Raw genomic sequence first — 24991 nt, 5'->3', positions numbered from 1 at the left:
TGCGAGCCCCGCAGTCGCGAACAGAGGCGCTTCAGTGAGCGACGTGGCGGTCGGCCAGGCGGCCGTGGACCAGCTCCTCGAGGTGCTCGACCTGGAGCACACCGGGGAGATGACCTTCCGGGGGATGAGCCCGCCCGTCGGCCCGCAGCGGGTCTACGGCGGGCAGGTCGCCGGGCAGGCCCTGGTCGCCGCCGGCCGCACCGTCGACCCGGAGCGGTTCGTGCACTCGCTGCACGGCTACTTCGTCCGCCCCGGCGACCCCGCCGAGCCCATCGAGTACCAGGTGGAGAACGTCCGGGACGGCCGGTCCTTCTCGGTCCGCCGCTCGGTGGCGTTGCAGCACGACAAGCCGATCTTCTTCATGTCGGCGTCGTTCCAGCGGCAGGAGGAGGGGCTGGACCACCAGGCCCCGACCCCGGTCGACGTGCCGGGCCCGGACGAGGTCCCGACCATGACCGAGCGGCTCTCCCGCTATCCGGAGCGGCTCGGCATCTGGGGGCAGATCCCGCGCCCGATCGACGTGCGCTACGTCGGCGAGCCCGGCTGGGTACGCCCCGGTGACCGCCCCGCCGAGCCGCACCAGCGGGTCTGGATGCGCATCGACGGCAAGCTGCCCGACGATCCGCTGCTGCACGCCTGCGCCCTGGCGTACGCCTCGGACCTCACCCTGCTGGACTCGGTGCTCTCCGTGCACGGCGAGGTGTGGGGGCCCGGGGGAGTGGTGGGGGCGAGCCTGGACCACGCGCTCTGGTTCCACCGGCCGTTCCGCGCCGACGAGTGGTTCCTCTACGACTGCTGGAGCCCGTCGGCCTCCGGTGCCCGGGGCCTGGCCACCGGGCGGATGTTCACCACCGACGGGCGGCACATCGCCAGCGCCGTCCAGGAGGGGCTGCTGCGCCGGGTGGGTGGCTGACCGTACCCGCGCTGCCGGCCGGTCGGCGGAGGGCCGCCGGACCGGGCGGCCGATCCGCCGACTAACCTTGCCGCATGCGTCTCTCCGCCCGGGTCGACTACGCCCTCCGCGCGGCCGCCGAGCTCGCGGCGGTCACCGACGGCACGGCCACCGGCGGGCGGAGCCGGCCGGTCACCGCGGAGCAGATCGCCCGTGCCCAGGAGATCCCGCCGAAGTTCCTGGAGAGCATCCTGCTCCAGCTGCGCCGGGGCGGCATCGTGCACGCCCAGCGCGGCCCGGAGGGCGGCTACTGGCTGGCCCGCCCGGCGGCGGAGATCTCCCTCGCCGAGGTGATCAGGGTGATCGACGGGCCGTTGGCGCACGTGCGGGGCCAGCGCCCCGAGCAGCTCGGCTACCAGGGTGCCGCCCGGTCGTTGCAGGACGTCTGGATCGCCCTGCGGGCCAGCGAGCGGGAGATCCTCGAGCAGGTCACGATCGCCGACGTGGCGGGCGGCACGCTGCCGGGCCGGGTCAGCGAGCTGGCCGCCGACCCGCGCGCCTGGAGCTGACCGCCCGCCTCCCTCCCGGGCGCCCGCGCGGTGTCCCGCGTCCCACCCACCGATCAGGGGCTTGACCGGTGGCCCGGCATACCGCATTGTCGACCAAGTCGATAGGAGATCCCTAGAAGCCGGGGAGTGCTCGTGCGCAAACTGCTGATCCTCGCCCTGGTGGGGCTGGCCGCGCAGCTGGTCGACGGCGCCCTCGGCATGGCGTACGGGTTGACCTCGTCCACGCTGCTGCTGCTCGCCGGCGTCGCCCCGGCCGCCGCCTCCGCCTCGGTGCACCTGGCCGAGATCGGCACCACCCTCGCCGCGGGCGTCGCCCACTGGCGGTTCGGCAACGTCGACTGGCGGGTGGTCCGCCGGATCGCCCTGCCCGGCGCCGCCGGCGCCTTCGCCGGGGCCACCTTCCTCAGCTCGATCTCCACCGAGGCGGCCGCCCCCTGGATGGCCGGCATCCTGTTCACCCTCGGCGCGTACCTCCTGATCCGCTTCTCCCGGCCGCTGCGCACCGACCGCGTGGCGGGCCGGCTGCGGACCCGCTTCCTCGGCCCACTCGGCCTGGTCGCCGGCTTCGTCGACGCCACCGGCGGCGGTGGCTGGGGGCCGGTGGCGACACCCGCGCTGCTGGTCTCCGGCCGGCTGGAGCCGCGCAAGGTGATCGGCTCGGTCGACACCTCCGAGTTCCTGGTGGCCGGCGCCGCCAGCCTCGGCTTCCTGATCGGGCTCGGCTCCGACGGCTTCCTGCTGCCCACCACGGCCGCGCTGCTGGTCGGCGGCCTGATCGCCGCGCCGGTGGCCGCCTGGCTGGTCCGCATCGTCCCGGCCCAGCTGCTCGGCGCCACCGTCGGCGGCGTGATCGTGCTGACCAACGCCCGTACCCTGATGCGCGCCGGCGACCTCGGCGGGAGCGCCCGCCCCGCCGTCTACGCCCTGCTCGCCGCCGGCTGGCTGGTCGCCCTGGTGCTGGCCGTGCGCGCCCTGCGCCGCACCCGCCGGGCCCGGGCCGTCGCCGCCACCGCGCTCGCGGCCCCCGCACCCACCGACCATCCCGCGCCGCTCACCGCGGGCGACGCCGAGCCGTCGCCCACGCTGGCCGCCGTCGACCGCTGACCCCTCCCGGGGGTACGTCACCTGAGCGGTCGCCGGCCGTCCGTGTCGCCCTGCCGTCCGTGCTGTGCTGGCTGGCGGTCTGCGCTCGTCACCGGGCCCGGGCTGCTTCGCTGGCGACACGTGGCGGTCCGCCGCCTCCCGAGCACGCACGGAACGAGGACTGGATCACGCTCTGCAATCCGGCTCCTGCCGACATCGCGAACGAGCGTGATACCTCAGAGTCATCAATATTCCTCTCAGGCATCACGCTCGCAGAGAAGTTCCTTCCCACGTCGGCCGGCGCGGCGGTGACGGGCCTCAGGGCTACGGGCCCGGGCGACCCACCGCCGGGCGGCGGCCATGTCGTCAGCGGCCGTAGCGCGACCAGCGAATGGCCCGCCCGTTGGGGGATCGGGCCGTGCGGCACCGGACCTCCGGGTGGCCGGACCTGGGGCGATGGAGCCCACGGAGTTACGCGGGCGCCGTAGCTGGGCCCGGCAGCTGAGAGGCCTCGAACGGGCGGTCGGGACGAACGGCCCCCCGGCGGTCGGGACGACGGCCCCCGGGGTCGGGACGGCGGGGCCGCGCTCCGGACGGCGGGCCCTCGGTCGGGCCGGTCGGGCCCGGCTCGGGTCAGGGCGCGAGCAGCTCGTCGGCGGCGCCGCTCAGCAGTTGCCACGCCTCGTCCACATGAGCCTCGGTGCTCGACGGCGAGCCGACCGCAAGCCGCAGCGTGTACCGGCCGGCGACGCGGGTGTGCGTCAGGTGCACCCGACCGGTGTCGTTGACCCGGCGCAGCAACTCGGCGCTCGCCTCGTCCCCGGCGACCAACCGGAAGCAGACCAGCGAGAACGGGTGCGCCGCCGCCAGCTCGAAGCGGTCGTCCTCGGCCACCCGCGCGGCGAACCGGTCCGCCAGCGCCACCCCGGAGCGGATGTGCGCCCGCAGCCCCTCCGCGCCGTACCAGCGCAGCACGAACCAGAGCTTCAAGGCGCGGAACCGGCGGCCCAGCGGCACCTGCCAGTCCCGGTAGTCGATCACCGCGCCGGATTCGCTCGCCGCGTTGCGCAGGTACTCCGGCATCACCGTCAACGCTTCGACGAGCTCGGCCCGGTCGGCCACCCAGAACGCGTCGCAGTCGAAGCCGGTGAGCAGCCACTTGTGCGGGTCGAAACAGTACGAGTCGGCGCGCTCCAGCCCGGCGTGCGCCCAGCGCAGCTCCGGGCAGACCGCCGCCGCCCCGGCGTACGCGGCGTCGACGTGCAGCCAGACCCCGTACTCGGCGCAGATCGCGCCGATCTCCGGCAGCGGGTCCACCGCCGTGGTGGAGGTGGTGCCCACGGTCGCCACCACGATCGCCGGCACATCCCCGGCGGCCAGGTCGGCCTCGATCGCGGCCCGCAGCGCCGTCGGGTCCATCGCCTGGCTCGCCGGGTCCACCCCGACCGCGCGTACCCCCTCGGCGCCCAGCCCGGCGACCCGGGCCGCCTTCTCGATGGAGGAGTGCCCCTGGGTGGAGGTGTAGGCGCGGTAGCGCCGGTCCAGGCCGTCGACGCGCCACCGGCCCTTGCTCGCCCGGTGCAGCGCGGCGAGCGTGGCGACCAGGGTCGCCGAGGACGCCGAGTCCTGGATGACCCCGCCGCCCGCGCCGGTGGAGCGGAACCGCCGCGGCAGGTCCATCAGCTCGGCCAGCCAGTCCAGCATCACCGTCTCCAGCTCGGTGCACGCCGGCCCGGTGGCCCAGAGCATCCCCTGCACCCCGAGGGCGGAGCTGACCATGTCACCGAGCACGCTGGGACCGCTGGTGTTGGCCGGGAAGTAGCCGAAGAAGCCCGGATGCTGCCAGTGGGTCAGCCCGGGGGTGACCAGGGCGTCCAGGTCGGCCAGCACGGCGTCCACCGGTTCGCCCCGCTCCGGCGGGGTCGGTGGCAGCGCGGCGGCCACCGCGCCCGGCGGGTCCTGGGAGGTCACCGGCCGCTCGCCGAGCGTCGACCAGTAGTCGGCGATCCAGTCGACCACCGCGTACCCCGCGCGGCGGAACTCGTCCGGGGTCATGTGCGCAGCCATGCCCCGAGTCGATCAGGTCCACCGGCCCGGATCAAGGGGGCGCCGGCGCCCGAAAAGGCAGGCACCGGGCCGCCGACCGCGGAATCCGCACAGTCAGCGGCCCGGTGCACCACACCGCGGCATCCCCGACCCGTCCCGACCGGGAATGCCGTACCACCACCGAGGACAAAGTTAGTCGTCCCACGCGTCGCGCGGGTGACGCCGTTATGAAGCCCGTGTTTCGGCCGCTCAGAGCGGCGTGACCTGCGTCACCGGCGCAGCGATCCACCGGCGACGTGCTCGGCGACCAGCTCGAAGGAGCGGACCCGGTCGGCCACGTCGTACACCATCGTGGTGAGCATCAGCTCGTCCGCGCCGGTCCGCTCCACCAGCTCACCGAGCTGCCGGGCCACCGTCTGCGGCGAACCGAGCGCCTGACCGAACCGCCTGCCCTCGACGAACTCCCGCTCGACGTCGGTGTACGGGTACGCCGCCGCCTCCTCCGGCGAGGCCAGCGGCTCGGGACGGCCCGAGCGCAGTTTCAGGAAGGACAGCCCGCTCGGGCCGGCCAGCCACTCGGCCCGCTCGTCGGTCTCGGCGCAGACCGCGTTGACCGCGACCATCGCGTACGGCCGGTCCAGCCACTGCGACGGCCGGAAGCTCTGCCGGTAGAGCTGCAACGCGGGCAGGGTGTTCTGCGCGCTGAAGTGGTGCGCGAACGAGAACGGCAGGCCGAGCAGGCCGGCCAGCTGGGCGCTGAACCCGCTGGAGCCCAGCAGCCACACCGCGGGGGACTGGCCCAGCCCCGGCGACGCGGTGATCGGGCCCTGCTGATCGCCGCTGAAGTAGTTCATCAGGTCCGCCAGCTCGCGTGGGAAACCCTCCGCCGACAGCCCTTCCATGGTCCGGCGCAGCGCCAGCGCGGTCACCTGGTCGGTGCCCGGGGCGCGGCCGATACCCAGGTCGATCCGGCCCGGGTGCAGCGCCTCCAGGGTGCCGAACTGCTCGGCCACCACCAGCGGGGCGTGGTTGGGCAGCATCACCCCGCCCGACCCGAGCCGGATGGTGCTCGTGTTGGCGGCCAGGTGGGCGAGGAGCACCGCCGGCGCGGAGGACGCGATGGCCGGCATGTTGTGGTGCTCGGCCACCCAGAAGCGCCGGTAGCCCAGCTCCTCGGTACGTCGGGCCAGCTCGGTGGTGTGCCGCAGCGCCTCACCGGCGGAGCCGGCGGCGGCGACCGGGGCAAGGTCGAGGACAGACATCGGTACGTCGATCACACGTCGGGCCAACGTCGCCCACGCCCGAATTGTTCCGGCCACCGGCCACGTCACATCGAGGCACCCGGGTCAGCCCATGCCGCGGGCCTGCTCGAAGATCAGACTCGTCTGGGTGTGCTGCACCACCGGATCCACCGCCAGGTGGTCCAGCACGAAGTCGCGCAGCGCGTCACCGGACGCGGCCCGCACGTGCAGCACGTAGTCCTCCGCGCCGGCCACGTGGAACACCGACACCACCCCGGGCAGCCGCACCGACCGGGCCCGGAACGCGTCCACCGCCGCCCGCTCGTGCGCGGTCAACCGGACCGAGACCAGCGCCTGCAACGGCAGCCCCACGGCGGCCGGATCCACCTCGGCGTGGATCCCGCGGATCGCCCCGCACTCGCGCAGCGCGCGGGTCCGGGTCAGGCAGGTCGACGGGGCCACCCCCACCCGTTCGGCGAGGGCGTTGTTCGGCAGGCGGCCGTCCACGGCCAGCTCGGTGAGGATCGCGCGGTCGACGTCGTCCAGGCCGGCGAAGGGCCGCACATCGTTCGGTGCGAGGGGCATCCCGCCATCATTCTCCGAACATCCTTCCACCGAAAGACCCTACTGAGAATCTTCTACGGATCTGTTGCCCTCTGCGCGGCTCATGTTCGACGCTTCCGGGCATGACGACCCTGGACACCCGAGCCGTGCACGCCGGACGCGACGACCTGTCCGCCCTCGGGGTCCACGTGCCGCCCATCGACCTCTCCACCACCAACCCGCTGCCCTCGGTCGACGCCGGCGGCGACGCGTACGAACTGCTCGCCACCGGCGGCACCCTCCCCGCCGACGGCACCAGCGCCGTCTACCAGCGGCTCTGGAACCCCACCGTGGCCCGCTTCGAGACCGCCCTCGCCGAGCTCGAGGGCACCACCGACGCCGTCGCCTTCGCCAGCGGCATGGCCGCCCTCACCGCCGCCCTGCTCGCCGCCACCCGCGACGGCAAGCGGCACGTCGTCGCCGTCCGCCCCCTCTACGGCGGCACCGACCACGTGCTCGCCACCGGCCTGCTCGGCACCGAGGTCAGCTGGGCCCGCCCCGACGAGGTGGCCGCCGCCGTGCGCCCGGACACCGCCCTGGTGATCGTCGAGACCCCCGCCAACCCCACCCTCGACCTGGTCGACCTCGCCGCCCTCGCCGAGGCCGCCGGCGACGTCCCACTGCTGGTCGACAACACCGTCGCCACCCCCGTGCTCCAGCAGCCGGCCCGCCACGGCGCCGCGCTCGTGCTGCACAGCGCCACCAAGAGCATCGGCGGCCACGGCGACGTGCTCGCCGGCGTGATCGCCTGCGACGCCGGCTGGGCCGCCCGACTCCGCCAGGTCCGCGCCGTCACCGGCGCCGTCCTGCACCCGCTCGGCGCGTACCTGCTGCACCGCGGCCTGCAGACCCTGCCGCTGCGGGTCCGCGCCCAGCAGGCCGGCGCCGAGAAGCTCGCCGCCTGGCTCGCCGGCCACCCGGCCGTCGAACGGGTCCACCACCCCAGCGTCGCCGACCCGGCCGGGCTGGTCGGCCGGCAGATGTCCGGCACCGGCAGCCTGCTCGCCTTCGAGGTACGCGGCGGCGTGCCCGCTGCGGCCGCCGTGGCGAACGGCTGCGCGCTGATCACCCACGCGGTGTCGCTCGGCGGGGTGGACACGCTGATCCAGCATCCGGCGTCGCTGACCCACCGGCCGGTCGAGGGGGAGGCGAAGCCCTGTGGCGGGCTGCTGCGGGTGTCGGTCGGGCTGGAGGACCCGGAGGACCTGCGGGCGGATCTGGCGCGGGCGCTCGCCGCGATCTGACCCGGGTCGGGCCGCGCGTGCCGGCCGACTCCTGTGGCACGTGGCCGGCGACCGTTTCCGTTCCCGGCCCGGCTCAGGACTTGGGGCCGACATGCTGGTCGAGGGCGGCGACCGCCTTCCGACGAGCCACCGACAGGGACCACGGCAGGTTCATCCGCCAGGCGATGCCCAGCAGGTCGAGGGCCCACTGGCAGAGGCCCATGATGTCCATGGACCGGTTGGAAAACATGTAGCGGGGATAGACGTACTCCTTGCCCCGGGTGACCACCCGGTTGCTGAATCGGCAGCCGTCGGAGTGGAAGAGGCCGCGGAGGAAGTGGCCCGGATGCGCCGAAAGGATCTCGCGCTGCCAGTCGGTCAGCACGATCGGGCGGCGGTGCTTCTTGCCCGGTCCGTGTTGCGGGAGCAGGCAGGGCCAATGGCTTGCGGTGCTCTGCACCGCGACGCAGCCCTGCTTCTGGATCCGCTGGACCTTGTTCGCGAGCACGGCCCGCATCGCCTCGTCACAGGCATCGATCAGCCCGGGCCAGGCGTCGGCGCAGTAGATCCGCAGGACCGGTACCCGGTCGGTGGTGACCAGATGGCCGTCTCCCAGATAGAGGCCGAGCAGATACGCGTAGGCCGCCGGGTCGGGTGGTGCCTCCTGCTCCGGCCGACACCGAAAGCAGCGGACAGCGCTGCCGAAGACGGCGGGCTCGGGTCGGTCGACGCACCAGTGCCAGACCGTGGTGTACGGCAAAGAGAGGGAGCGGGCCACCGAACGGATGTTGTGGCCCCGGGCGCGAAGGGCGCGGGCGCGAGCCCGCATCTCGGGTGGATGCACGAGGGCATCATCGAACATGTGTATGACAGAAGTGCCGGGAGCGGGACTCGAACCCGCAAGCCCTTTCGGGCAGAAGTGTTTGAGACTTCCGTGTATTCCGTTCCACCATCCCGGCGAGTTGCCGCAACTGTACCCGACTAGGCTCATGCGGGAGCATGGGTGGTAGCCGTGCCGGGATCGATGGTGGGAGTGGCTCGTGGCCGAGACGCAGACGGATGCCGAGCGCAGGCGCGTACTGATCGCCGAGGACGAGGCGCTGATCCGACTGGACCTGGCCGAGATGCTGGTCGAGGAGGGTTACGAGGTCGTCGGCGAGGCCGGCGACGGCGAGACCGCCGTCCGGCTGGCCGAGGAGCTGAAGCCGGATCTGGTCATCCTCGACATCAAGATGCCGATCATGGACGGGCTGGCCGCCGCCGAGCGGATCGCCGGCGCCCGGATCGCCCCGGTGATCATCCTGACCGCGTTCAGCCAGCGTGACCTGGTCGAGCGCGCCCGGGCGGCCGGCGCGATGGCCTATCTCGTGAAGCCGTTCCAGAAGAGCGACTTGGTGCCGGCGGTGGAGATCGCGCTGTCCCGCTACTCGGAGATCGCCGCGCTTGAGGCGGAGGTCGCCGGCCTGACCGACCGCCTGGAGATCCGTAAGACCGTCGAGCGGGCCAAGGGCGCGCTCATGACGACCTACGGGATGACCGAGCCGCAGGCGTTCAAGTGGATCCAGCGCACCGCGATGGACCACCGGATGACCATGAAGGAGGTCGCCGAGCGGATCCTCGCCGAGACCGCCGGCGGCGAGGTGGCCCAGCCGACCGCCTGACCGGCGGAGGCGTACCCGTTCGCGGGGCGTCGCGCAGCGGCGCGCGTCGATAGCATCGAGGCGTGCCCGTCCGTCGTGCGATCGTGGCGCTCGGCCTGCTCGCCGGGCTGGTGTCGGGCTGCGTGCCGGACGGCCGGTCGTCGCCGTCCCCGCCGGGCGGCGGATCGCCACCGCGGGCCGAATCGGCGCCGGCGGCACCGCTGGACTGGCGGCCCTCGAACCTTCCGCCGCCGCCCGCCTCGGCCGGGCGGGTGATGCCGCGCGACGCGGTGGCCTGCGCCGGCCGCTGGTACGTGGTGGGCGCCCTCGCCGACCCTGCCGGCGCGACCCGTCCGGCGGCTTGGAGCAGCCCGGACGCCTCGACGTGGACGCCGCTGCGGCTGACCGCCCGGTCGCCGTACGGGGCGGAGAACGTGCTGGCCGCGGTGGGCTGTCGGGGCGGTCGGATCGCGGCGGTGGGGGCGAAGAGCGGTGGCGTGCACGGCAATCCGCGGGTGAGCGGCTGGCGGCAGGCCGCCGACGGCTCCCTGGTGGAGGTGCCGGCCGAGTTCGAGCTGTTCGGCGGCCCGGACGCGGTGAACGTGGGCCGGATCGTCGGTGGTCCGCGGGGCTGGCTGATCGCGGGCAACCGGGCGACCGGGGCGGCGGCCTGGCTGTCCCCGGACGCGACCGATTTCCGCCTGGTCAGCGGCGTACCCGGACTGGCGGTGGACGGGGCGGGCCGGCCGTGGGCGGCGGACGCCGCCGCGGTGCCGCAGGGTTGGCTGCTGGTGGGTTCGGTGCTGCCGGCGGGCCGTGCGGACGTCGATCCGGCGGTGTGGACCTCGGCGGACGGTCGGGGCTGGCGGCGGCAGGTGCTCTCCACCGACGGGGTCCCGGAGGACCTGCAACGGGTGGTGCCGGTGGGGGAGCGGGTGGTGGCGGTCGGGCGGCGCGGCGCCGGCTTCGGGTCCTGGGTGGGTGGTGCGGGCGGCTGGCGGGCGGCGGGTGGGTTCGGCCGCGCGACCGGTGGGGCGCCGCCCCGGGTGCTCGGCCTGGCGGCGGTGGCCGGTGGGGCGCTGGTGGCCGGGTCGGACGGCGCGGCGTCGCTGTGGTTCACCACGGACGGTGACGACTGGTCGGGTCGTCGGGCACCGGTGGCGCTGCCGGCGGGTGCGGACGCGACGGTGGCGCTGGCCGGTGCGGGTGACCGGGTGCTGCTGCTGGTCGACGGCGGTGCGGGCGGCGGCGTCTGGACGGCGCGGCTGCCGGCCGGGTGAGGTGGCCGCGGGCGGCCGAGAATTGTCGCTCTCCGTTGTTTCCGGCACGTGTCGGATCCCCGATTTTCCCGTTGCCTGAGAGCGCGTGTTACAGCATCTCCGTCGATGCGGCCACTCAACGTAACGGTTAGGTCAACCCCGGTTCGCAGGTATTCCGGCGTGACCCGCCGGTGGGATAACGTCCCGGCCCAGACCGGGATCGCGGTCGGTCCGGCCAACCCTCGCAAGGTCCAATCTGCGCTGGGTGGTCCGGGCCTTCGGACGGAGGAGGGTACGAGCCGTGAGGCAGAAGCTCGCACGGGTGCTCGGTGGCGTGGCCATCAGCGCGCTCGTTATCAGCGGCGCCGCCGCGTGTAAGGCCGACAGTGGTAGCGAGGGCGGCGGCAGCTCGGCCGCCTGCGATCTGAAGATCGGTTTCTTCGGCCCCCTGACCGGTGACGCCGCGGGTCTCGGTATCCACATGCGCAACGGCACCAAGCTGGCCATCGACCAGTACAACAAGGACAACGCGGACTGCAAGGTCAACCTGACCGAGTACGACTCGCAGGGTGACCCGGCCAAGGCTCCGTCGCTGGCGCAGCAGGCCGTCGGTGACCAGAAGGTCGTCGGCATCATCGGCCCGGCGTTCTCCGGTGAGTCCGAGGTGGCCGACCCGATCTTCGACGAGGCCGGTCTGCCGATCATCACCCCGTCGGCGACCCGTCCGAGCCTGAGCACCAAGGGCTGGAAGATCTTCCACCGGGGCGTCGGTAACGACACCTCGCAGGGCCCGGCCGCCGGTCGTTACATCAAGGACGTGCTGAAGGCCGAGAAGGTGTACGTCGTCGACGACCAGTCGGCGTACGGCGCGGGCCTGGTGGACGAGGTCAAGAAGGTCCTCGGCACCGTGGCGGGCGAGGACAAGATCCAGGTCAAGCAGACCAACTTCTCCGCCGTCGTCACCAAGATCGTCGGCAGTGGCGCGACCGCGCTCTTCTTCGGTGGCTACTACACCGAGGCGGGCCTGCTGCTCAAGCAGCTCAAGGGCGCCGGCTGGAAGGGCACCATGATCGCCGGCGACGGCGTGAACGACGCCAACTTCATCAAGGTCGCCGGCGAGCAGGTCGCCGAGGGCACCATCCTCACCTGCCCCTGCGCCCCGGCCACCGCGGCCAAGGGCACCTTCGTCACCGACTACAAGGCCGCGTTCGACAACGCCGAGCCGGGCACCTACGCCGACGTCTCGTACGACATCACCAAGATCTTCCTCGAGGGCATCAAGGACGGTAAGTCGACCCGTGGCGACCTGCTGAACTTCGTCAACGGCTACAACAAGGCCGGCGGCGCCACCGGCGTCACCTACAAGTTCGAGTCCAACGGTGAGCTGGACCCGGCGCAGGTGATCGTCTGGGCGTTCAAGGTGAACGCGGGCAAGGTCGTCCCGGACATCGAGATCCCGAAGGCCTGACCGGATCACCGGTCCCGGCAGGGATACCAGACGGCGCGGCCGGGAGTCATCCTCCCGGCCGCACTGTTTGGCCGCACAGTTGGAGCCCTCACGTGAACTTCGATGAGCTGTTCGGGAACTTCCCGACGCTGACCATCACCGGGCTGGAACAGGGCGCGATCTACGCGCTCGTGGCCCTCGGTTACACCCTCGTCTACGGCGTCCTGCGCCTGATCAACTTTGCCCACTCCGAGGTCTTCATGGTCGGCACCTTCGCCGCCCTGTGGACCTGGGAGTTCCTCGGCTACGACCAGAACTCCGCCGCCCCGGCCTTCGGGCCGCTGCTGGTGGCGATCATCGCCGGCCTGGTGGTGGCGGCGGCGGCCTCCGCCCTGACGGCGGTGACGGTCGAGTTGGTGGCGTACCGGCCGTTGCGCCGGCGCAACGCGCCGCCGCTGGCCTTCCTCATCACCGCGATCGGCGCGTCGTTCGTGCTGGCCGAGTCCTTCGGCATCGGCACCGATCGGGCGCCGTTCGGCATGCCGACCCTGATCCCGCAGGAGACCCTCTTCACGGTCTTCGGCGCCGACGTCACCAATCTCCAGCTGCTGATCCTCGGCATCACCCTGGTGATGATGGTCGGGCTGGACCAGTTCGTGAACCGCAGCCGACTGGGTCGGGGCATCCGGGCCGTGGCCCAGGACGCCGACACGGCGGCCCTGATGGGGGTCAACAAGAACCGGGTGATCCTGTTGGTCTTCGTCCTCGGCGGCATCATGGCCGGTGTGGGTGCCCTGCTGTGGAACGTCAAGTACGGCTTCACCAAGTTCAACGTCGGCTTCCTGCTCGGGCTCAAGGCCTTCGCGGCCGCGGTGCTCGGCGGCATCGGCAACCTGCGCGGGGCGCTGCTCGGCGGCCTGCTGCTCGGCCTGGCGGAGAACTACGCCGCCGGCCTGTTCGGTGGCGAGTGGAAGGACTTCACCGGCTTCGTGCTGCTGATCGTGCTGCTGATGTTCCGCCCGACGGGCCTGCTCGGCGAATCTCTCGGGAGGGCGCGCGCATGACCGCCACCGTGAACGACAAGCGCTCCACGGGCATCAGGACCCGCTGGGCGGCGATGCCCAAGCAGGTCCGCTGGGTCGCCATCGCGGCGTTGATCGTCTTCCTGTACGTCCTGCCCAACAGGTGGTTCTACGAGTACCTGGGCTTTCCGATCGGCAGCAAGTACTTCGCCCTCTACACGACCAGCTCGGACTTCGCCGGTGTCCTCTTCGACACCTCGGTCTTCGTCCTGCTGGCGGTCGGCCTGAACGTGGTGGTCGGCTTCGCCGGCCTGCTCGACCTGGGCTACTTCGGCTTCTACGCGCTCGGTGCGTACACGGTGGCGTTGCTGACCTCGCCGGAGAGCCGGTTCGGCACCAACTGGCCGTGGCTGGCGGCGGTACCGCTGGCGGTGATGGTCGCGATGGTCTCCGGCGTCATCCTCGGTGGTCCGACGCTGCGGCTGCGCGGCGACTACCTGGCCATCGTGACGCTCGGCTTCGCCGAGATGATCCGCCTCTACGCGGCCCGCAACGAGGGGATCATGCAGGGCCAGCGGGGCATCCCGGCGATCCCGCACCCGCCGGGCACCGGCTCGGACGGCAAGCCGCTGTTCGGGGTGACCGACTCCAAGCCGTACTACTGGCTGATGCTCACGCTGATCCTGGTGGTGCTGGTGCTGATCCGGAACCTGGCCAACAGCCGGGTCGGCCGGGCCTGGGTGGCAATCCGGGAGGACGAGGACGCCGCCGAGATCATGGGCGTGCCGACCTTCAAGTACAAGCTGTGGGCGTTCGCGATCGGCGCGGCGGTGGCCGGCCTGACCGGCGCGGTGTTCGCCGGAAAACAGACGTTCATCAACTCCGACCAGTTCGTGCTGGAGAGTTCCATCCTGGTGCTGGCCGCGGTCATCCTCGGCGGCGCCGGCAACATCAAGGGCGCCATTCTCGGCGGTGCCATCACCTGGTACCTGCCGGAGTGGCTGCGCGGCGCCGGGAGTCTGATCGGAGTGGAGTTCAACGCCTCCGAGTACCGGATCCTGATCTTCGGCCTGGTCATCATCGTCATGATGATCTTCCGCCCGCAGGGCATCGTGCCCAACCGGCGGCGCGCCGCCGAGATCGAGGACCGGCGTAAGGAAGCGGTTCCCCAGGAGACGGTGCCCAATGAGTGAGCCGCAGATGCACAGCGAGCGGGACGAGACCAGCCAGCGGGACATCGCCGACGACGGTCGCACGACCGTCGGCACCCCGCCGGCCGCCGGCGACGACACGCCGGTCGAGCCCACCCCGGGCGAGGCGGCCCCGGCCGGCAGGGAGCCGCTGCTGGAGGTCGACCACGTCACCCTCCGCTTCGGCGGTGTGGTGGCCCTCGACGACGTCGCCTTCACCCTCTACAAGGGGGAGATCCTCGGCCTGATCGGCCCGAACGGCGCCGGCAAGACGACCTGCTTCAACGCGATGACGGGCGTCTACCGGCCCACCGAGGGGGAGATCCGGTTCGCCGGGCAGCGGATCAACGGCAAGCGCCGGTCCTGGATCACCAAGTCCGGCATCGCCCGGACGTTCCAGAACATCCGGCTCTTCCCGGAGATGACGGCGCTCGAGAACGTGATGGTGGGCGCGGACGCCCACCACAAGACCAGCGTCATCGCCGCGATGCTGCGGCTGCCGCGGCACTGGCGGGAGGAGCGGGAGGGCCGGGAGAAGGCGTACGAGCTGCTGCGCTTCGTCGGCATCGAGCGCCGCGCCGGTGACCTGTCCCGCAACCTCTCCTACGGCGAGCAGCGCCGGCTGGAGATCGCTCGGGCGCTGGCCACCAACCCCACCCTGCTCTGCCTGGACGAGCCGGCCGCCGGCTTCACCCCGGCGGAGAAGGAGGAGTTGAACGCCCTGATCCGTAAGATCCGGGACAAGGGCACCACGGTGCTGCTGATCGAGCACGACATGCGTCTGGTGATGGGCGTGACCGATCGGATCGTGGTGCTGGAGTTCGGCAAGAAGATCGCCGAGGGCCTGCCGGCCCAGGTCCGCGAGGACCCGAAGGTGATCGCCGCGTACCTGGGGGTGCCGACCGATGCTGCTTGAGATCAACGACCTGACCCTGCTCTACGGGCGGATCCAGGCGCTGCACGGGATCAGCCTGACCGTCAACGAGGGTGAGGTGGTGGCGCTCATCGGCGCGAACGGCGCCGGTAAGACCACCACCATGCGGGCCATCTCCGGGCTGCGTCCGGTGGCGTCCGGCTCGATCGTCTTCGACGGCACCGACGTCACCAAGATGCGGGCCGACCTGCGGGTGGTCCGGGGCATCGGGCAGGCGCCCGAGGGCCGGGGCGTCTTCCCCGGCATGTCGGTGGTGGAGAACCTGGAGATGGGGGCGTACACCCGCCGGGACCGCGCCGGCATCGCCGAGGACCTGAAGATGGTGATGGACCTCTTCCCCCGGCTGGCCGAGCGGCGCAAGCAGGCCGGCGGCACGCTCTCCGGCGGTGAGCAGCAGATGCTGGCCGTGGGTCGGGCCCTGATGGCCCGTCCGCGGCTGCTGCTGCTCGACGAGCCGTCGATGGGGCTCGCCCCGAAGCTGATCCAGCAGATCTTCGAGATCATCACCCGGATCAACGAGCAGGGCACCACCATCCTGCTGGTCGAGCAGAACGCCCAGCAGGCGCTCTCCCGCGCCCACCGGGGCTACGTGCTGGAGACCGGCCGGATCGTCAAGGAGGGCAGTGGGCGGGACCTGCTGCACGACCCGGCGGTCAAGGAGGCGTACCTCGGCGTGGCCTGAGGTCGTACCGCCGCGGCCGGCCAACCCTCGCGGGTGGCCGGCCGCCGGCGTTTTTCCCGCCCGTTCCCCGGTGCCGCCGGCCGGGGATGTCGGGCGTACGGGCTAGAGTCGCTGCCGTGACAGCCAAGACCCCGCGCCTGCTCCTCGTCGACGGACACTCGATGGCATACCGGGCGTTCCACGCCCTGCCGGTGGAGAACTTCGCCACCACGACGGGTCAGCCGACCAACGCGGTGTACGGCTTCACCTCGATGCTGATCAACGTGCTCCGCGACGAGCAGCCCAGCCACATCGTGGTGGCCTTCGACGTCTCCCGCCGTTCCTTCCGCACCGAGAAGTACGCCGACTACAAGGCCGGGCGCAAGGAGACCCCCACCGACTTCAAGGGTCAGGTCAGCCTGATCAAGGAGGTCCTCGACGCGCTGCGCATCCCGGTGGTCGAGAAGGAGGGCTACGAGGCCGACGACGTCATCGCCACCCTGGCCTGCCAGGCCCGCGACGCCGGCATGGAGGTGCTGATCTCCAGCGGTGACCGGGACGCGTTGCAGCTGGTCGGCGAGCGGGTGACCGTGCTCTACCCGCGCAAGGGCGTCTCCGACCTGGCCCGGATGGACCCGGCGGCGGTGCTGGAGAAATACGGTGTCGGCCCGGAGCGCTACCGCGACCTGGCCGCGCTGGTCGGTGAGACGAGCGACAACCTGCCCGGTGTCCCCGGCGTCGGGCCCAAGACCGCCGCCAAGTGGATCAACATGTACGACGGGGTCGAGGGCGTCGTCGCCGACGCTGACAAGATCAAGGGCAAGGCCGGCGACAGCCTGCGCGAGCGACTCGCCGACGTGATCCGCAACTACGAGATCAACTGCCTGGTCAGCGACCTGGAGCTGCCGCTGCGCCCGGAGGACGCCCGGTGGGAGGGGTGGGACCGGGAGGCCGTGCACCAGGTCTTCGACACCCTGGAGTTCCGCATCCTGCGCGACCGGCTCTACCAGTACCTCGAAGCGGTCGAGCCGGAGGCGGAGGCGGGCTTCGACCTGTCCGGCCAGGTGCTCACCGAGCCCGGCGCGGTGGCCGGTTGGCTGGAGACGCACGCCCCGGCCGGCACGCCGGTCGGCGTGGCCGTCAAGCTCGACACCGGCCCCAACCGCCGGCACACCGCCTCGGTCACCGGGATGGCCCTGGCCAGTGGGGCCGGCGCCGCCGCCTACTTCGACCCGGCCGGCCTGGAGGCCGCCGACGACGCCGCCCTGGCCGGCTGGCTGGCCGACCCGCAGCGCCCCAAGGTGCTGCACGACAGCAAGCCGGCGGTGCTGGCCTTCGCCGCCCACGGCTGGGACCTGGCCGGCATCGCCCGGGACACCCAGATCGCCGCCTACCTGGCCCGCCCCGACCAGCGCTCCTACGACCTGACCGACCTGGCGCTGCGCTACCTGCACCGGGAGCTGCGGGTGGACGCGCCGGAGACCGGCCAGCTCACCCTCGACGGGTTGGGCGACGACGGCGCCGCCGAGCAGAACCTGATGCTCCAGGCCCGGGCCACCCTCGACCTGGCCGACGCGATCGACGCCGAGCTGTCCCGCGACGGCGAGCAGTCGGCCCGGCTGATGGCCGGGGTGGAGCTGCCGCTGATGCGGGTGCTCGCCGGAATGGAACGCACCGGCATCGCCGCCGACACGCAATACCTCTCCGAGCTGGAGGCGCACTTCGCCGCCGAGGTGAAGGCCGCCGCCCAGGGCGCGTACGCGGCGGTCGGGCGGGAGTTCAACCTCGGCTCGCCCAAGCAGCTCCAGGAGATCCTCTTCACCGAGCTGGGCCTGCCCAAGACCAAGAAGATCAAGACCGGTTACACCACCGACGCCGACGCGTTGCAGTGGCTCTACGCGCAGAATCCGCACCCGGTGCTGGAGCACCTGCTGCGCCACCGCGACGTGGCCAAGCTGAAGTCGACAGTCGACGGCCTGCTCAAGTCGGTCTCCGACGACGGCCGCATCCACACCACGTTCAACCAGACGGTGGCCGCCACCGGCCGGCTCTCCTCCACCGAGCCCAACCTGCAGAACATCCCGATCCGCACCGAGGAGGGACGGCGGATCCGGCGTGCCTTCGTGGTCGGTGAGGGCTACGAGTGCCTGCTCACCGCCGACTACAGCCAGATCGAGATGCGGATCATGGCGCACCTGTCGTCGGACGACGCCCTGATCGAGGCGTTCAACTCCGGCCACGACTTCCACGCGGCCACCGCCTCGTCGGTCTTCGCCGTCCCGGTCGACCAGGTCAGCGCCGACCAGCGGCGCAAGATCAAGGCGATGAACTACGGCCTGGCGTACGGGCTGAGCGCGTTCGGCCTGTCCCAGCAGCTCGGGATCAGCACCGAGGAGGCACGCGGGCTGATGGAGAACTACTTCGCCGGCTTCGGCGGCGTCCGGGACTACCTGCACGAGGTCGTCGCCCGGGCCCGCCACGACGGCTACACCTCCACCATCCTCGGCCGTCGCCGCTACCTGCCCGACCTGGTCAGCGACAACCGGCAGCGCCGGGACATCGCCGAACGGATGGCGCTCAACGCCCCCATCCAGGGATCGGCCGCCGACATCATCAAGGTGGCGATGCTGCACGTCGACACCGCGCTGCGCGACGCCGGGCTGCGCTCCCGGATGCTGCTCCAGGTCCACGACGAGCTGGTCTTCGAGGTGGCCCCGGGCGAGCGGGAGTCCCTGGAGGCGCTGGTCCGCCGGGAGATGGGCGAGGCGTACCCGCTGTCGGTGCCGCTGGAGGTGTCGGTCGGCGAGGGGCGGGACTGGAACAGCGCGGATCACTGATCTTTTCTGGGGCGGGTGTCGGGGCAGCCCGACCCGCTCCGGCCAGCGGGCCGCCACCGGCGATCCCGGCGTTGTTGACCAGCACATCCAACCGGCCGTACCGGTCCAGCGCCGCGCCCACCACGTGCGCCGGCGCGTCCTCGGCGGTCACGTCGGCCACGACCGGCGTGATCAGGGGGTGCCCGGCCGCGGTCTCGGCCAGTGGAGCGGCGCGGCGGCCCACCGCCAGCACCCGGTCGCCCCGCGCTGCGCTGGCCCCGGAGCGGCCCCGCGACCCGGGCCCACGGCGAAGGCCCGGGCGGTGGCCCGGCCGATGCCGGTGCCCGCACCGGTGACCACCATGGTCCGATGCTGTCGTTCATCGCTCATGCCGGTGATCGTCCGACCCTGACGTCAGCGGCAGGGTCAGGTCGCCGGCCCGCGCGTTCCGGTCCCGGGATCTCAGCGGCCGGGACCGCGGCGCTCCTTCGGCGGGGTGCCACGCCGGTCGAGCGCCTTGCGGGACGGGCCGCCCGGCGGCGGGAGCGCCTCCTTGACCGGGTCGTGGCCCCAGTTCATCAGGGAGTACCGCCATCGGGTCTGCCGGACGTCGCCGCTCGGGCGCTGCGCCATGTGCCGGCGGACGTACCCGACGACCTTGCGCATGTGCCGGTAGTCGGCCTCCGAGAGCTGGTCGCGCTTGCGGCGCAGCAGCTCGATGATCCGGCGGCCGGACTCGTGGCCGACGGACTCGCCGCCCTTGGTGCCCTTCTTCCGCCACCCGACGTGCTTGGACTCGTCGGTCTCCAGCCACTTCGACAGCTCGCCCGGCTTCATGTTCACCGCGTCGGTGAACTCCCGGTAGGTGTCCTGCCCCTGGTCACGACCGCTCATGGCGCAGCACCTCCGGACGGTGGGCGACGTCCCGGCCCGAGTCGTCGTTGCGGATCCGGTACTGCGGTTCCTCCGGCGAGGCGTTCACCGCGTGTCCGCGTACGTGGGTCCGCTCGGTGATCTTCTCCTTGACCACGCCGTACGCCCGGCCGGTGTGACTGGCCCAGGAGACGTGGTCGCCGGTGCGGAACTCGTTCTCGGCCATGCCGCCGGGTTACCCGGGGCGGCCGGAGGAAAACGACGCGCCGTCGGGGCCTACGGGGTGATCTCGGTGATCGGGAGCTTGATGTCGAACGGGTCGGTCAGCTCGATCAGCTCGGCGCTGTCGGCGACCAGCTCGTACTGGCGCTCACCGCCCGGACCGATCCGGTCACCTCGGCGGTACGCGTAGAGGTGCACCGGGTCCTGCTCGACGCGCCAGTAGAACGGGATGCCGGCGGCGGCATACTCGCCGGGCTTGGCGAACCGGTCGGTCCTTCGCGTGCCGGGGGAGACCACCTCGACGGCGAGCACCACGTCGTCGGGGGTGAGCAGTGAGCGGCTGCCGCTGACGTGGGCTCGGCGCAGCAGAACGTCGGGCTGTCGACTGGTGTTGGCGTTGAGTGCCACTCCGACGGCCTGTGCTGCGCGCAGGTGCGCCGGCGCGTGGGTGCGCAGCCACAGCCAGAGCAGGCTGGAAATGTCCTGGTGGCCCAGGGTGGGGGAGGGTGTCGCCTGGATCACTCCGTCGACGAGTTCGACGCGGGGGGCGTCGTCCGGCAGGGCGAGCAGGTCCTCCAGCGTGTAGTCGGCACGCTGTTGCCGCATCGGGTCCGGACACCATGGGCCAGGTGATGTCGCGATCGGCTCGGCGCTCACCGGCTGAGCGTGACCCCGCCGCGGGCCGGTGGAGTCGGACAACCTGTCCGGTTGGCACGTCACCGGGGCTTCACGGCACAGAAGATGGCGGTGCCGGGGAAGAGCTTCCCGCGCAGCGGGCTCCACTGCCCCCAGATCCCCTCGTGGCCCGCCGGCCACTCCGGTTCCACCAGGTCGACCAGGCCGAAGCCGGCGCCGACCAGCTCCCGGATCCGGTCGCCCAGGGTGCGGTGCTGCTCGACGTAGGTCGCCACGCCGTGCGCGTCCTGCTCGACGTACGGGGAGCGGTCGAAGTACGAGTGCACCGCGGTCAGCCCGCTCTCGCCCGGGTCGTCCAGGAAGATCCAACGCATCGGGTGGGTGACCGAGAAGACCCAGCGGCCGCCGGGGCGCAGCACCCGGAACACCTCGCGCATCAGCGCCGCCGAGTCGTCGACGAACGGGATCGCCCCGAAGGCCGTGCAGGCGACGTCGAACGCGGCGTCGGCGAAGGGCAGCGCCAGCGCGTCGGCCTGCACCAGCGGCACGCGTACGCCGGTGGTGTCGGCGGCCTGCGCGGCGTGCCGCAGCATGCCGGCGGACAGGTCGAAGGCGACCGGCCGGGCGCCCTGGGTGGCGAGCCAGCGGGAGCAGGACGCGGCCCCGCAGCCCAGTTCGAGGACCCGGCGCCCGGTCACGTCGCCGAGCAGCCGGGCGTCGGCCTCGCGCAGGCCCTCCGGGCACCACACGAAGTCCACGTCGCCCAGGAAGGCGCCGTGCTCGGCCTGGTAGTCGTCGGCGTCGGCGTCCCACCAGCCCCGGTTGGCGCGGCGTGCCTCGGCGTCCTCGACCCGCCGGCGGGTCACCCTGTCGTCGTCCACCCGCTCACGCTAGGCCCCCGCCCGGGGCTCGCCCGCGCGGGACCACCGACGGCGCGCCGACGCCGTTGGGGCCGGTGTGACCTGGGAGACAGCAGAGGCGTCCAGCGGGCGAAATCTCCGCTTTCGCAGCTGACGAGGCTGCGAGGACCCGGGAGGCCTTGCACGCTGTGGTAATGCAGCGGGTAGGGTAGACGATGCGCTCGCGGATCGTGTGCCTCGGCAGGGAGCAGGTGCGCGGTCACCGGAGCCACTAATGATCTTCTCTTGGCGATCGTTCGGTGTGCCCGGCGGCGGGTCCGCTGGCGCGAACAGGTCACCGCGACACCAGCCTTGCTGTGACACACCATCCGACCGGAGCAACCGCCCACATGACGAGCAGCATCGAGGCCCCCTCGAGCGCCACCCGGGTCACCCACGACGATCTCGGTTCCGAGGAAGCTTTCCTCGCCGCGATCGACGAGACCATCAAGTACTTCAACGACGGCGACATTGTCGAAGGCACCGTCGTCAAGGTCGATCGGGACGAGGTCCTGCTCGACATCGGCTACAAGACCGAGGGTGTCATCCCCTCTCGTGAGTTGTCGATCAAGCACGACGTGGACCCGGCCGAGGTCGTTTCGGTCGGCGACCACATCGAGGCCCTGGTCCTCCAGAAGGAGGACAAGGAGGGTCGTCTGATCCTCTCCAAGAAGCGGGCGCAGTACGAGCGGGCCTGGGGCACGATCGAGAAGATCAAGGACGAGGACGGCGTCGTCCGCGGTTCGGTCATCGAGGTGGTCAAGGGTGGCCTCATCCTCGACATCGGGCTCCGCGGCTTCCTGCCGGCGTCCCTGGTCGAGATGCGGCGGGTGCGTGACCTGCAGCCGTACGTCGGCCGCGAGCTCGAAGCCAAGATCATCGAGCTGGACAAGAACCGCAACAACGTGGTCCTGTCCCGCCGGGCCTGGCTGGAGCAGACGCAGTCCGAGGTGCGCACCGAGTTCCTCAACAAGCTGCAGAAGGGCCAGGTCCGCAAGGGCGTCGTGTCCTCGATCGTCAACTTCGGCGCCTTCGTCGACCTTGGCGGCGTGGACGGCCTGGTGCACGTCTCCGAGCTCTCCTGGAAGCACATCGACCACCCGTCCGAGGTCGTCGAGGTCGGCCAGGAGGTCGAGGTCGAGGTCCTGGACGTCGACCTGGACCGCGAGCGGGTCTCGCTGTCGCTGAAGGCGACCCAGGAGGACCCGTGGCGTCAGTTCGCCCGCACCCACGCGATCCAGCAGATCGTGCCGGGTAAGGTCACCAAGCTGGTGCCGTTCGGCGCCTTCGTCCGGGTGGACGACGGCATCGAGGGCCTGGTCCACATCTCCGAGCTGGCCGAGCGCCACGTGGAGATTCCGGAGCAGGTCGTCCAGGTCGGCTCCGAGGTCATGGTCAAGGTCATCGACATCGACCTGGAGCGCCGCCGGATCTCGCTGTCGCTCAAGCAGGCCAACGAGGGCTTCGTCGAGGGCGAGGAGCACTTCGACCCGACCCTCTACGGCATGGCCGCGACGTACGACAACGAGGGCAACTACATCTACCCGGAGGGCTTCGACCCGGAGACGGGCGAGTGGCTCGAGGGGTACGACAAGCAGCGCGAGACCTGGGAGAACCAGTACGCCGAGGCGCGTCAGCGCTGGGAGGCCCACACCAAGCAGGTGCAGACCTCTCGGGCCGCCGACGCCGAGGCCGCTGCCAACCCGGCTCCGGCCGTGTCCACCGGTGGCACCACCACCTCGACCAGCACGGCCCCGAGCCGGCAGGCCGAGGAGCCGGCGGGCACCCTGGCCACCGACGAGGCGCTCGCCGCTCTGCGGGAGAAGCTCGCCGGCGGCAAGTGACGCCGCGACGATTCCGACCGCTGCGCGCGCCTGACGGTGCGCCGGGAGTCGGAGCCGTCTAGAACGACGCAGGGCCCCGTCCTCGGGGATCCGGTACGCCGGATCGCCGAGGGCGGGGCCCTCGTGCGTCTGCCCCTGGCTACCCGATGTCCACGGAGACAGCTGGCGGTGTCCCGGCCCGGCGGCCCGCGAAGTGCGGGATGTGGGGGTGTCCCCGGCCTGGTTAGCGCACGGAGCACGGGATGTGGGGGTGTCCCCGGCCTGGTGAGCGCACGGAGTGCGGGCGTGTGGGGTTGTCCCGGCCTGGTGAGGGCGCGGGGTGCGGCATGTCGGCCGGGCGCGCGGCGGGCGGGGGCGCGGTTGGCAGCGATCCGGCCATCGGGTTGACTGGTCCGGTGTTGAGAGTGGGGCTGACCGGCGGGATCGGATCGGGTAAGAGCGCGGTGGCGGCCCGGCTGGCCGCCCTGGGCGCGCTGGTGGTCGACGCCGACCGGATCGCCCGTGAGGTGGTGGCGCCGGGCACCGAGGGGCTGGCCGAGATCGTCGCGGCCTTCTCGGAGCGGGTGCTGGATCCGCACGGCGCGCTCGACCGGGCCGCCCTGGGCGCCCTGGTCTTCGCCGACGAGGCGGCCCGCCGCCGGCTGGAGGCGATCACCCACCCGCGGGTCCGGGCCCGCACCGCCGAGCTGGTCGCCGCGGCGGGACCGGACGCGGTGGTCGTCAACGACGTGCCGCTGCTGGTCGAGGTGGGGCTCGCGCCGACGTACCACCTGGTGGTCGTGGTGCAGACGGCGGTGGAGATCCGGCTGGAGCGGTTGGCGCGCGACCGGGGGATGCCCCGGGCGGAGGCCGAGCGGCGGATCGCCGCGCAGGCCGACGACGAGCGGCGCCGCGCCTGCGCCGACGTGGTCCTGTCCAACGACGGCGGCCTGGACGAGCTGCACGCGGCGGTGGACGCGCTCTGGCGGGACCGGCTGGTGCCCTACGAGGCGAACCTGCGCGAGCGGCGGGTGGTCCGCCCGGAGCCGGTCGTGTTGGCCGGCCCGGACCCGACCTGGCCGCAGCAGTACGCCCGGCTGGCCGCCCGGATCCGGCACGCGGTCGCCCCCGCCGACCTGCGGGTGGACCACATCGGCTCGACGGCCGTGCCGGGGCTGGCCGCCAAGGACGTGATCGACGTCCAGCTCACCGTGGCCTCGCTGGACGAGGCGGACGGTCCGCTGGCCGACCGGCTCGCCGAGGCCGGGTTCCCCCGGGTGCCGGGCCAGTGGTGGGACAACCCCAGGCCGCCGGGCAGCGGCCGGTGGCCGAAGCGGTTGCACGGCAGCGCCGACCCGGCCCGGCCGGCGTACCTGCACGTGCGGGAGGCCGGCTCGCCCGGCTGGCGGTACGCCCTGCTGATGCGCGACCACCTGCGCGCCGACCCGGACCAGCGTTCGGCGTACCTGCTGTTCAAGCGGGAGCTGGCCGCCGCGGCTCCGGACAGCGCGGCCTACAGCACGGCCAAGGACCCGTGGTTCGACGAGGAGCAGCTGCGCGCCGAGGAGTGGGCCACCCGCACCGGCTGGCGTCCCTGATCCGTCGGCCGTTGCGGGTAGTGGACCCGGTGCGGGGGAGGTGGGGTGACGAGGCAGGGGCGCTCGCGGCGGCCGGTCTGCGCCTCCAGCGCGACCACGAGTGGTGCGCACGCCGGTGATGTCCGGGTGCTGCGACCCCACGTGCCGGGGGCGGGAGCCCGACGAGGGCCCGGCCACCTGCCCGGTCGGCCGCCGCGAGCGGCCTACGGACATCAGGCTAGCGCGCTGACAGGTGCCTCACAATGGGAATATCGAAGCCGATCACGGACCCTCGGTAGTCGGGCGGAAGTGTCGGACCCCCGGCGTACCGTTGG

The 24991-nt window shown here is 72.3% G+C and carries 22 protein-coding genes, 1 tRNA gene and 1 pseudogene; 14 read left to right on the top strand and 10 right to left on the bottom strand.

Features of this window, described 5'->3' with window-relative positions:
* The first annotated feature begins 43 nt into the window (after positions 1-43).
* From GA0074704_RS22220 to GA0074704_RS22210, 3 genes are all read left to right on the top strand, one after another.
* Positions 44-913: an acyl-CoA thioesterase gene (locus GA0074704_RS22220; RefSeq protein WP_088973885.1), complete on the top strand. Its 870-nt coding sequence runs from the start codon at positions 44-46 to the stop codon at positions 911-913.
* Positions 914-987: 74 nt separating this feature from the next.
* The gene (locus tag GA0074704_RS22215; protein ID WP_088972290.1) at positions 988-1461 is read left to right on the top strand and encodes an RrF2 family transcriptional regulator; all 474 of its coding nucleotides are present in this window, start codon (positions 988-990) and stop codon (positions 1459-1461) included.
* 132 nt (positions 1462-1593) lie between these two features.
* Entirely contained in the window at positions 1594-2565 is a 972-nt protein-coding gene (locus GA0074704_RS22210) for a sulfite exporter TauE/SafE family protein (RefSeq protein WP_088973884.1), read from the top strand.
* 612 nt (positions 2566-3177) lie between these two features.
* Here GA0074704_RS22210 and GA0074704_RS22205 read toward each other — a convergent pair.
* From GA0074704_RS22205 to GA0074704_RS22195, 3 genes are all read right to left on the bottom strand, one after another.
* The gene (locus tag GA0074704_RS22205; protein WP_231926648.1) at positions 3178-4611 is read right to left on the bottom strand and encodes a pyridoxal-dependent decarboxylase; all 1434 of its coding nucleotides are present in this window, start codon (positions 4609-4611) and stop codon (positions 3178-3180) included.
* 248 nt (positions 4612-4859) lie between these two features.
* Entirely contained in the window at positions 4860-5852 is a 993-nt protein-coding gene (locus tag GA0074704_RS22200) for an LLM class flavin-dependent oxidoreductase (RefSeq protein WP_172880707.1), read from the bottom strand.
* An 84-nt stretch (positions 5853-5936) separates the two neighbouring features.
* Positions 5937-6416 carry an Lrp/AsnC family transcriptional regulator gene (locus GA0074704_RS22195; protein WP_088972287.1) on the bottom strand — a complete coding sequence of 160 codons (480 nt, stop codon included), beginning with the start codon at positions 6414-6416 and terminating at the stop codon, positions 5937-5939.
* Between the two features lie 101 nt (positions 6417-6517).
* On the opposite strand from GA0074704_RS22195, the gene GA0074704_RS22190 reads away from it, so the two are divergent.
* On the top strand, positions 6518-7678 hold the full coding sequence (locus GA0074704_RS22190; protein ID WP_088972286.1) for a trans-sulfuration enzyme family protein: 1161 nt from the start codon (positions 6518-6520) through the stop codon (positions 7676-7678).
* Between the two features lie 73 nt (positions 7679-7751).
* Here the strand turns inward: GA0074704_RS22190 and GA0074704_RS22185 are convergent, their stop codons facing one another.
* Together GA0074704_RS22185 and GA0074704_RS22180 are read right to left on the bottom strand one after the other, a co-directional pair.
* Positions 7752-8501, bottom strand: a complete 750-nt coding sequence (locus GA0074704_RS22185; protein ID WP_088972285.1) for a transcriptional regulator — start codon at positions 8499-8501, stop codon at positions 7752-7754.
* Positions 8502-8533: 32 nt separating this feature from the next.
* Positions 8534-8616 (bottom strand) — tRNA-Leu (locus tag GA0074704_RS22180).
* Between the two features lie 81 nt (positions 8617-8697).
* Here GA0074704_RS22180 and GA0074704_RS22175 point away from each other — a divergent pair.
* From GA0074704_RS22175 to polA, 8 genes are all read left to right on the top strand, one after another.
* Positions 8698-9318 (top strand): ANTAR domain-containing response regulator, encoded by a 621-nt coding sequence (locus GA0074704_RS22175; RefSeq protein ID WP_088972284.1) that lies wholly within the window; start codon positions 8698-8700, stop codon positions 9316-9318.
* A gap of 62 nt (positions 9319-9380) precedes the next feature.
* A complete protein-coding gene (locus tag GA0074704_RS22170; RefSeq protein ID WP_157743766.1) occupies positions 9381-10577 on the top strand; it encodes a hypothetical protein in 1197 nt (398 codons plus the stop codon).
* Positions 10578-10857: 280 nt separating this feature from the next.
* Positions 10858-12024, top strand: a complete 1167-nt coding sequence (locus GA0074704_RS22165; RefSeq protein ID WP_088972282.1) for a branched-chain amino acid ABC transporter substrate-binding protein — start codon at positions 10858-10860, stop codon at positions 12022-12024.
* Between the two features lie 92 nt (positions 12025-12116).
* Complete coding sequence (locus GA0074704_RS22160; RefSeq protein WP_088972281.1) at positions 12117-13067, top strand: branched-chain amino acid ABC transporter permease; 951 nt, start codon at positions 12117-12119, stop codon at positions 13065-13067.
* Positions 13064-14218: a branched-chain amino acid ABC transporter permease gene (locus GA0074704_RS22155; protein ID WP_088972280.1), complete on the top strand. Its 1155-nt coding sequence runs from the start codon at positions 13064-13066 to the stop codon at positions 14216-14218. Before GA0074704_RS22160 ends, GA0074704_RS22155 begins: the two co-directional genes overlap by 4 nt.
* Complete coding sequence (locus GA0074704_RS22150; RefSeq protein WP_172880704.1) at positions 14211-15131, top strand: ABC transporter ATP-binding protein; 921 nt, start codon at positions 14211-14213, stop codon at positions 15129-15131. Before GA0074704_RS22155 ends, GA0074704_RS22150 begins: the two co-directional genes overlap by 8 nt.
* Positions 15121-15831 (top strand): ABC transporter ATP-binding protein, encoded by a 711-nt coding sequence (locus tag GA0074704_RS22145; RefSeq protein ID WP_088972279.1) that lies wholly within the window; start codon positions 15121-15123, stop codon positions 15829-15831. The genes GA0074704_RS22150 and GA0074704_RS22145 overlap by 11 nt, the downstream gene beginning before the upstream one ends.
* 116 nt (positions 15832-15947) lie before the next feature.
* Positions 15948-18647, top strand: a complete 2700-nt coding sequence (gene polA / locus GA0074704_RS22140) for a DNA polymerase I (RefSeq protein WP_088972278.1) — start codon at positions 15948-15950, stop codon at positions 18645-18647.
* Positions 18648-18669: 22 nt separating this feature from the next.
* Here polA and GA0074704_RS29790 read toward each other — a convergent pair.
* The 5 genes and pseudogenes from GA0074704_RS29790 to GA0074704_RS22115 all read right to left on the bottom strand — a co-directional run.
* Positions 18670-19016, bottom strand: a pseudogene (locus tag GA0074704_RS29790) (SDR family NAD(P)-dependent oxidoreductase); the annotation flags it as partial.
* A 72-nt stretch (positions 19017-19088) separates the two neighbouring features.
* Entirely contained in the window at positions 19089-19520 is a 432-nt protein-coding gene (locus GA0074704_RS22130) for a DUF3140 domain-containing protein (RefSeq protein ID WP_088972277.1), read from the bottom strand.
* Positions 19507-19725 (bottom strand): hypervirulence associated TUDOR domain-containing protein, encoded by a 219-nt coding sequence (locus GA0074704_RS22125; RefSeq protein ID WP_088972276.1) that lies wholly within the window; start codon positions 19723-19725, stop codon positions 19507-19509. The genes GA0074704_RS22130 and GA0074704_RS22125 overlap by 14 nt, the downstream gene beginning before the upstream one ends.
* Before the next feature lie 50 nt (positions 19726-19775).
* Positions 19776-20327, bottom strand: coding sequence for a Uma2 family endonuclease (locus tag GA0074704_RS22120; RefSeq protein WP_088972275.1), 552 nt, complete (start codon positions 20325-20327; stop codon positions 19776-19778).
* A gap of 110 nt (positions 20328-20437) precedes the next feature.
* Entirely contained in the window at positions 20438-21238 is an 801-nt protein-coding gene (locus GA0074704_RS22115) for a class I SAM-dependent methyltransferase (protein WP_088972274.1), read from the bottom strand.
* Between the two features lie 368 nt (positions 21239-21606).
* Between GA0074704_RS22115 and rpsA the strand changes: the two genes are divergently transcribed.
* Both rpsA and coaE read left to right on the top strand, forming a co-directional pair.
* Positions 21607-23100, top strand: coding sequence for a 30S ribosomal protein S1 (gene rpsA / locus GA0074704_RS22110; protein WP_088972273.1), 1494 nt, complete (start codon positions 21607-21609; stop codon positions 23098-23100).
* Positions 23101-23495: 395 nt separating this feature from the next.
* Positions 23496-24677: a dephospho-CoA kinase gene (gene coaE / locus GA0074704_RS22105; protein ID WP_088972272.1), complete on the top strand. Its 1182-nt coding sequence runs from the start codon at positions 23496-23498 to the stop codon at positions 24675-24677.
* Positions 24678-24991: the final 314 nt, after the last annotated feature.

It is taken from the genome of Micromonospora siamensis (assembly GCF_900090305.1).
In the GTDB taxonomy this organism is placed as follows: Bacteria; Actinomycetota; Actinomycetes; order Mycobacteriales; family Micromonosporaceae; genus Micromonospora; species Micromonospora siamensis.
This window is presented reverse-complemented; position numbering and strand designations above follow the sequence as displayed.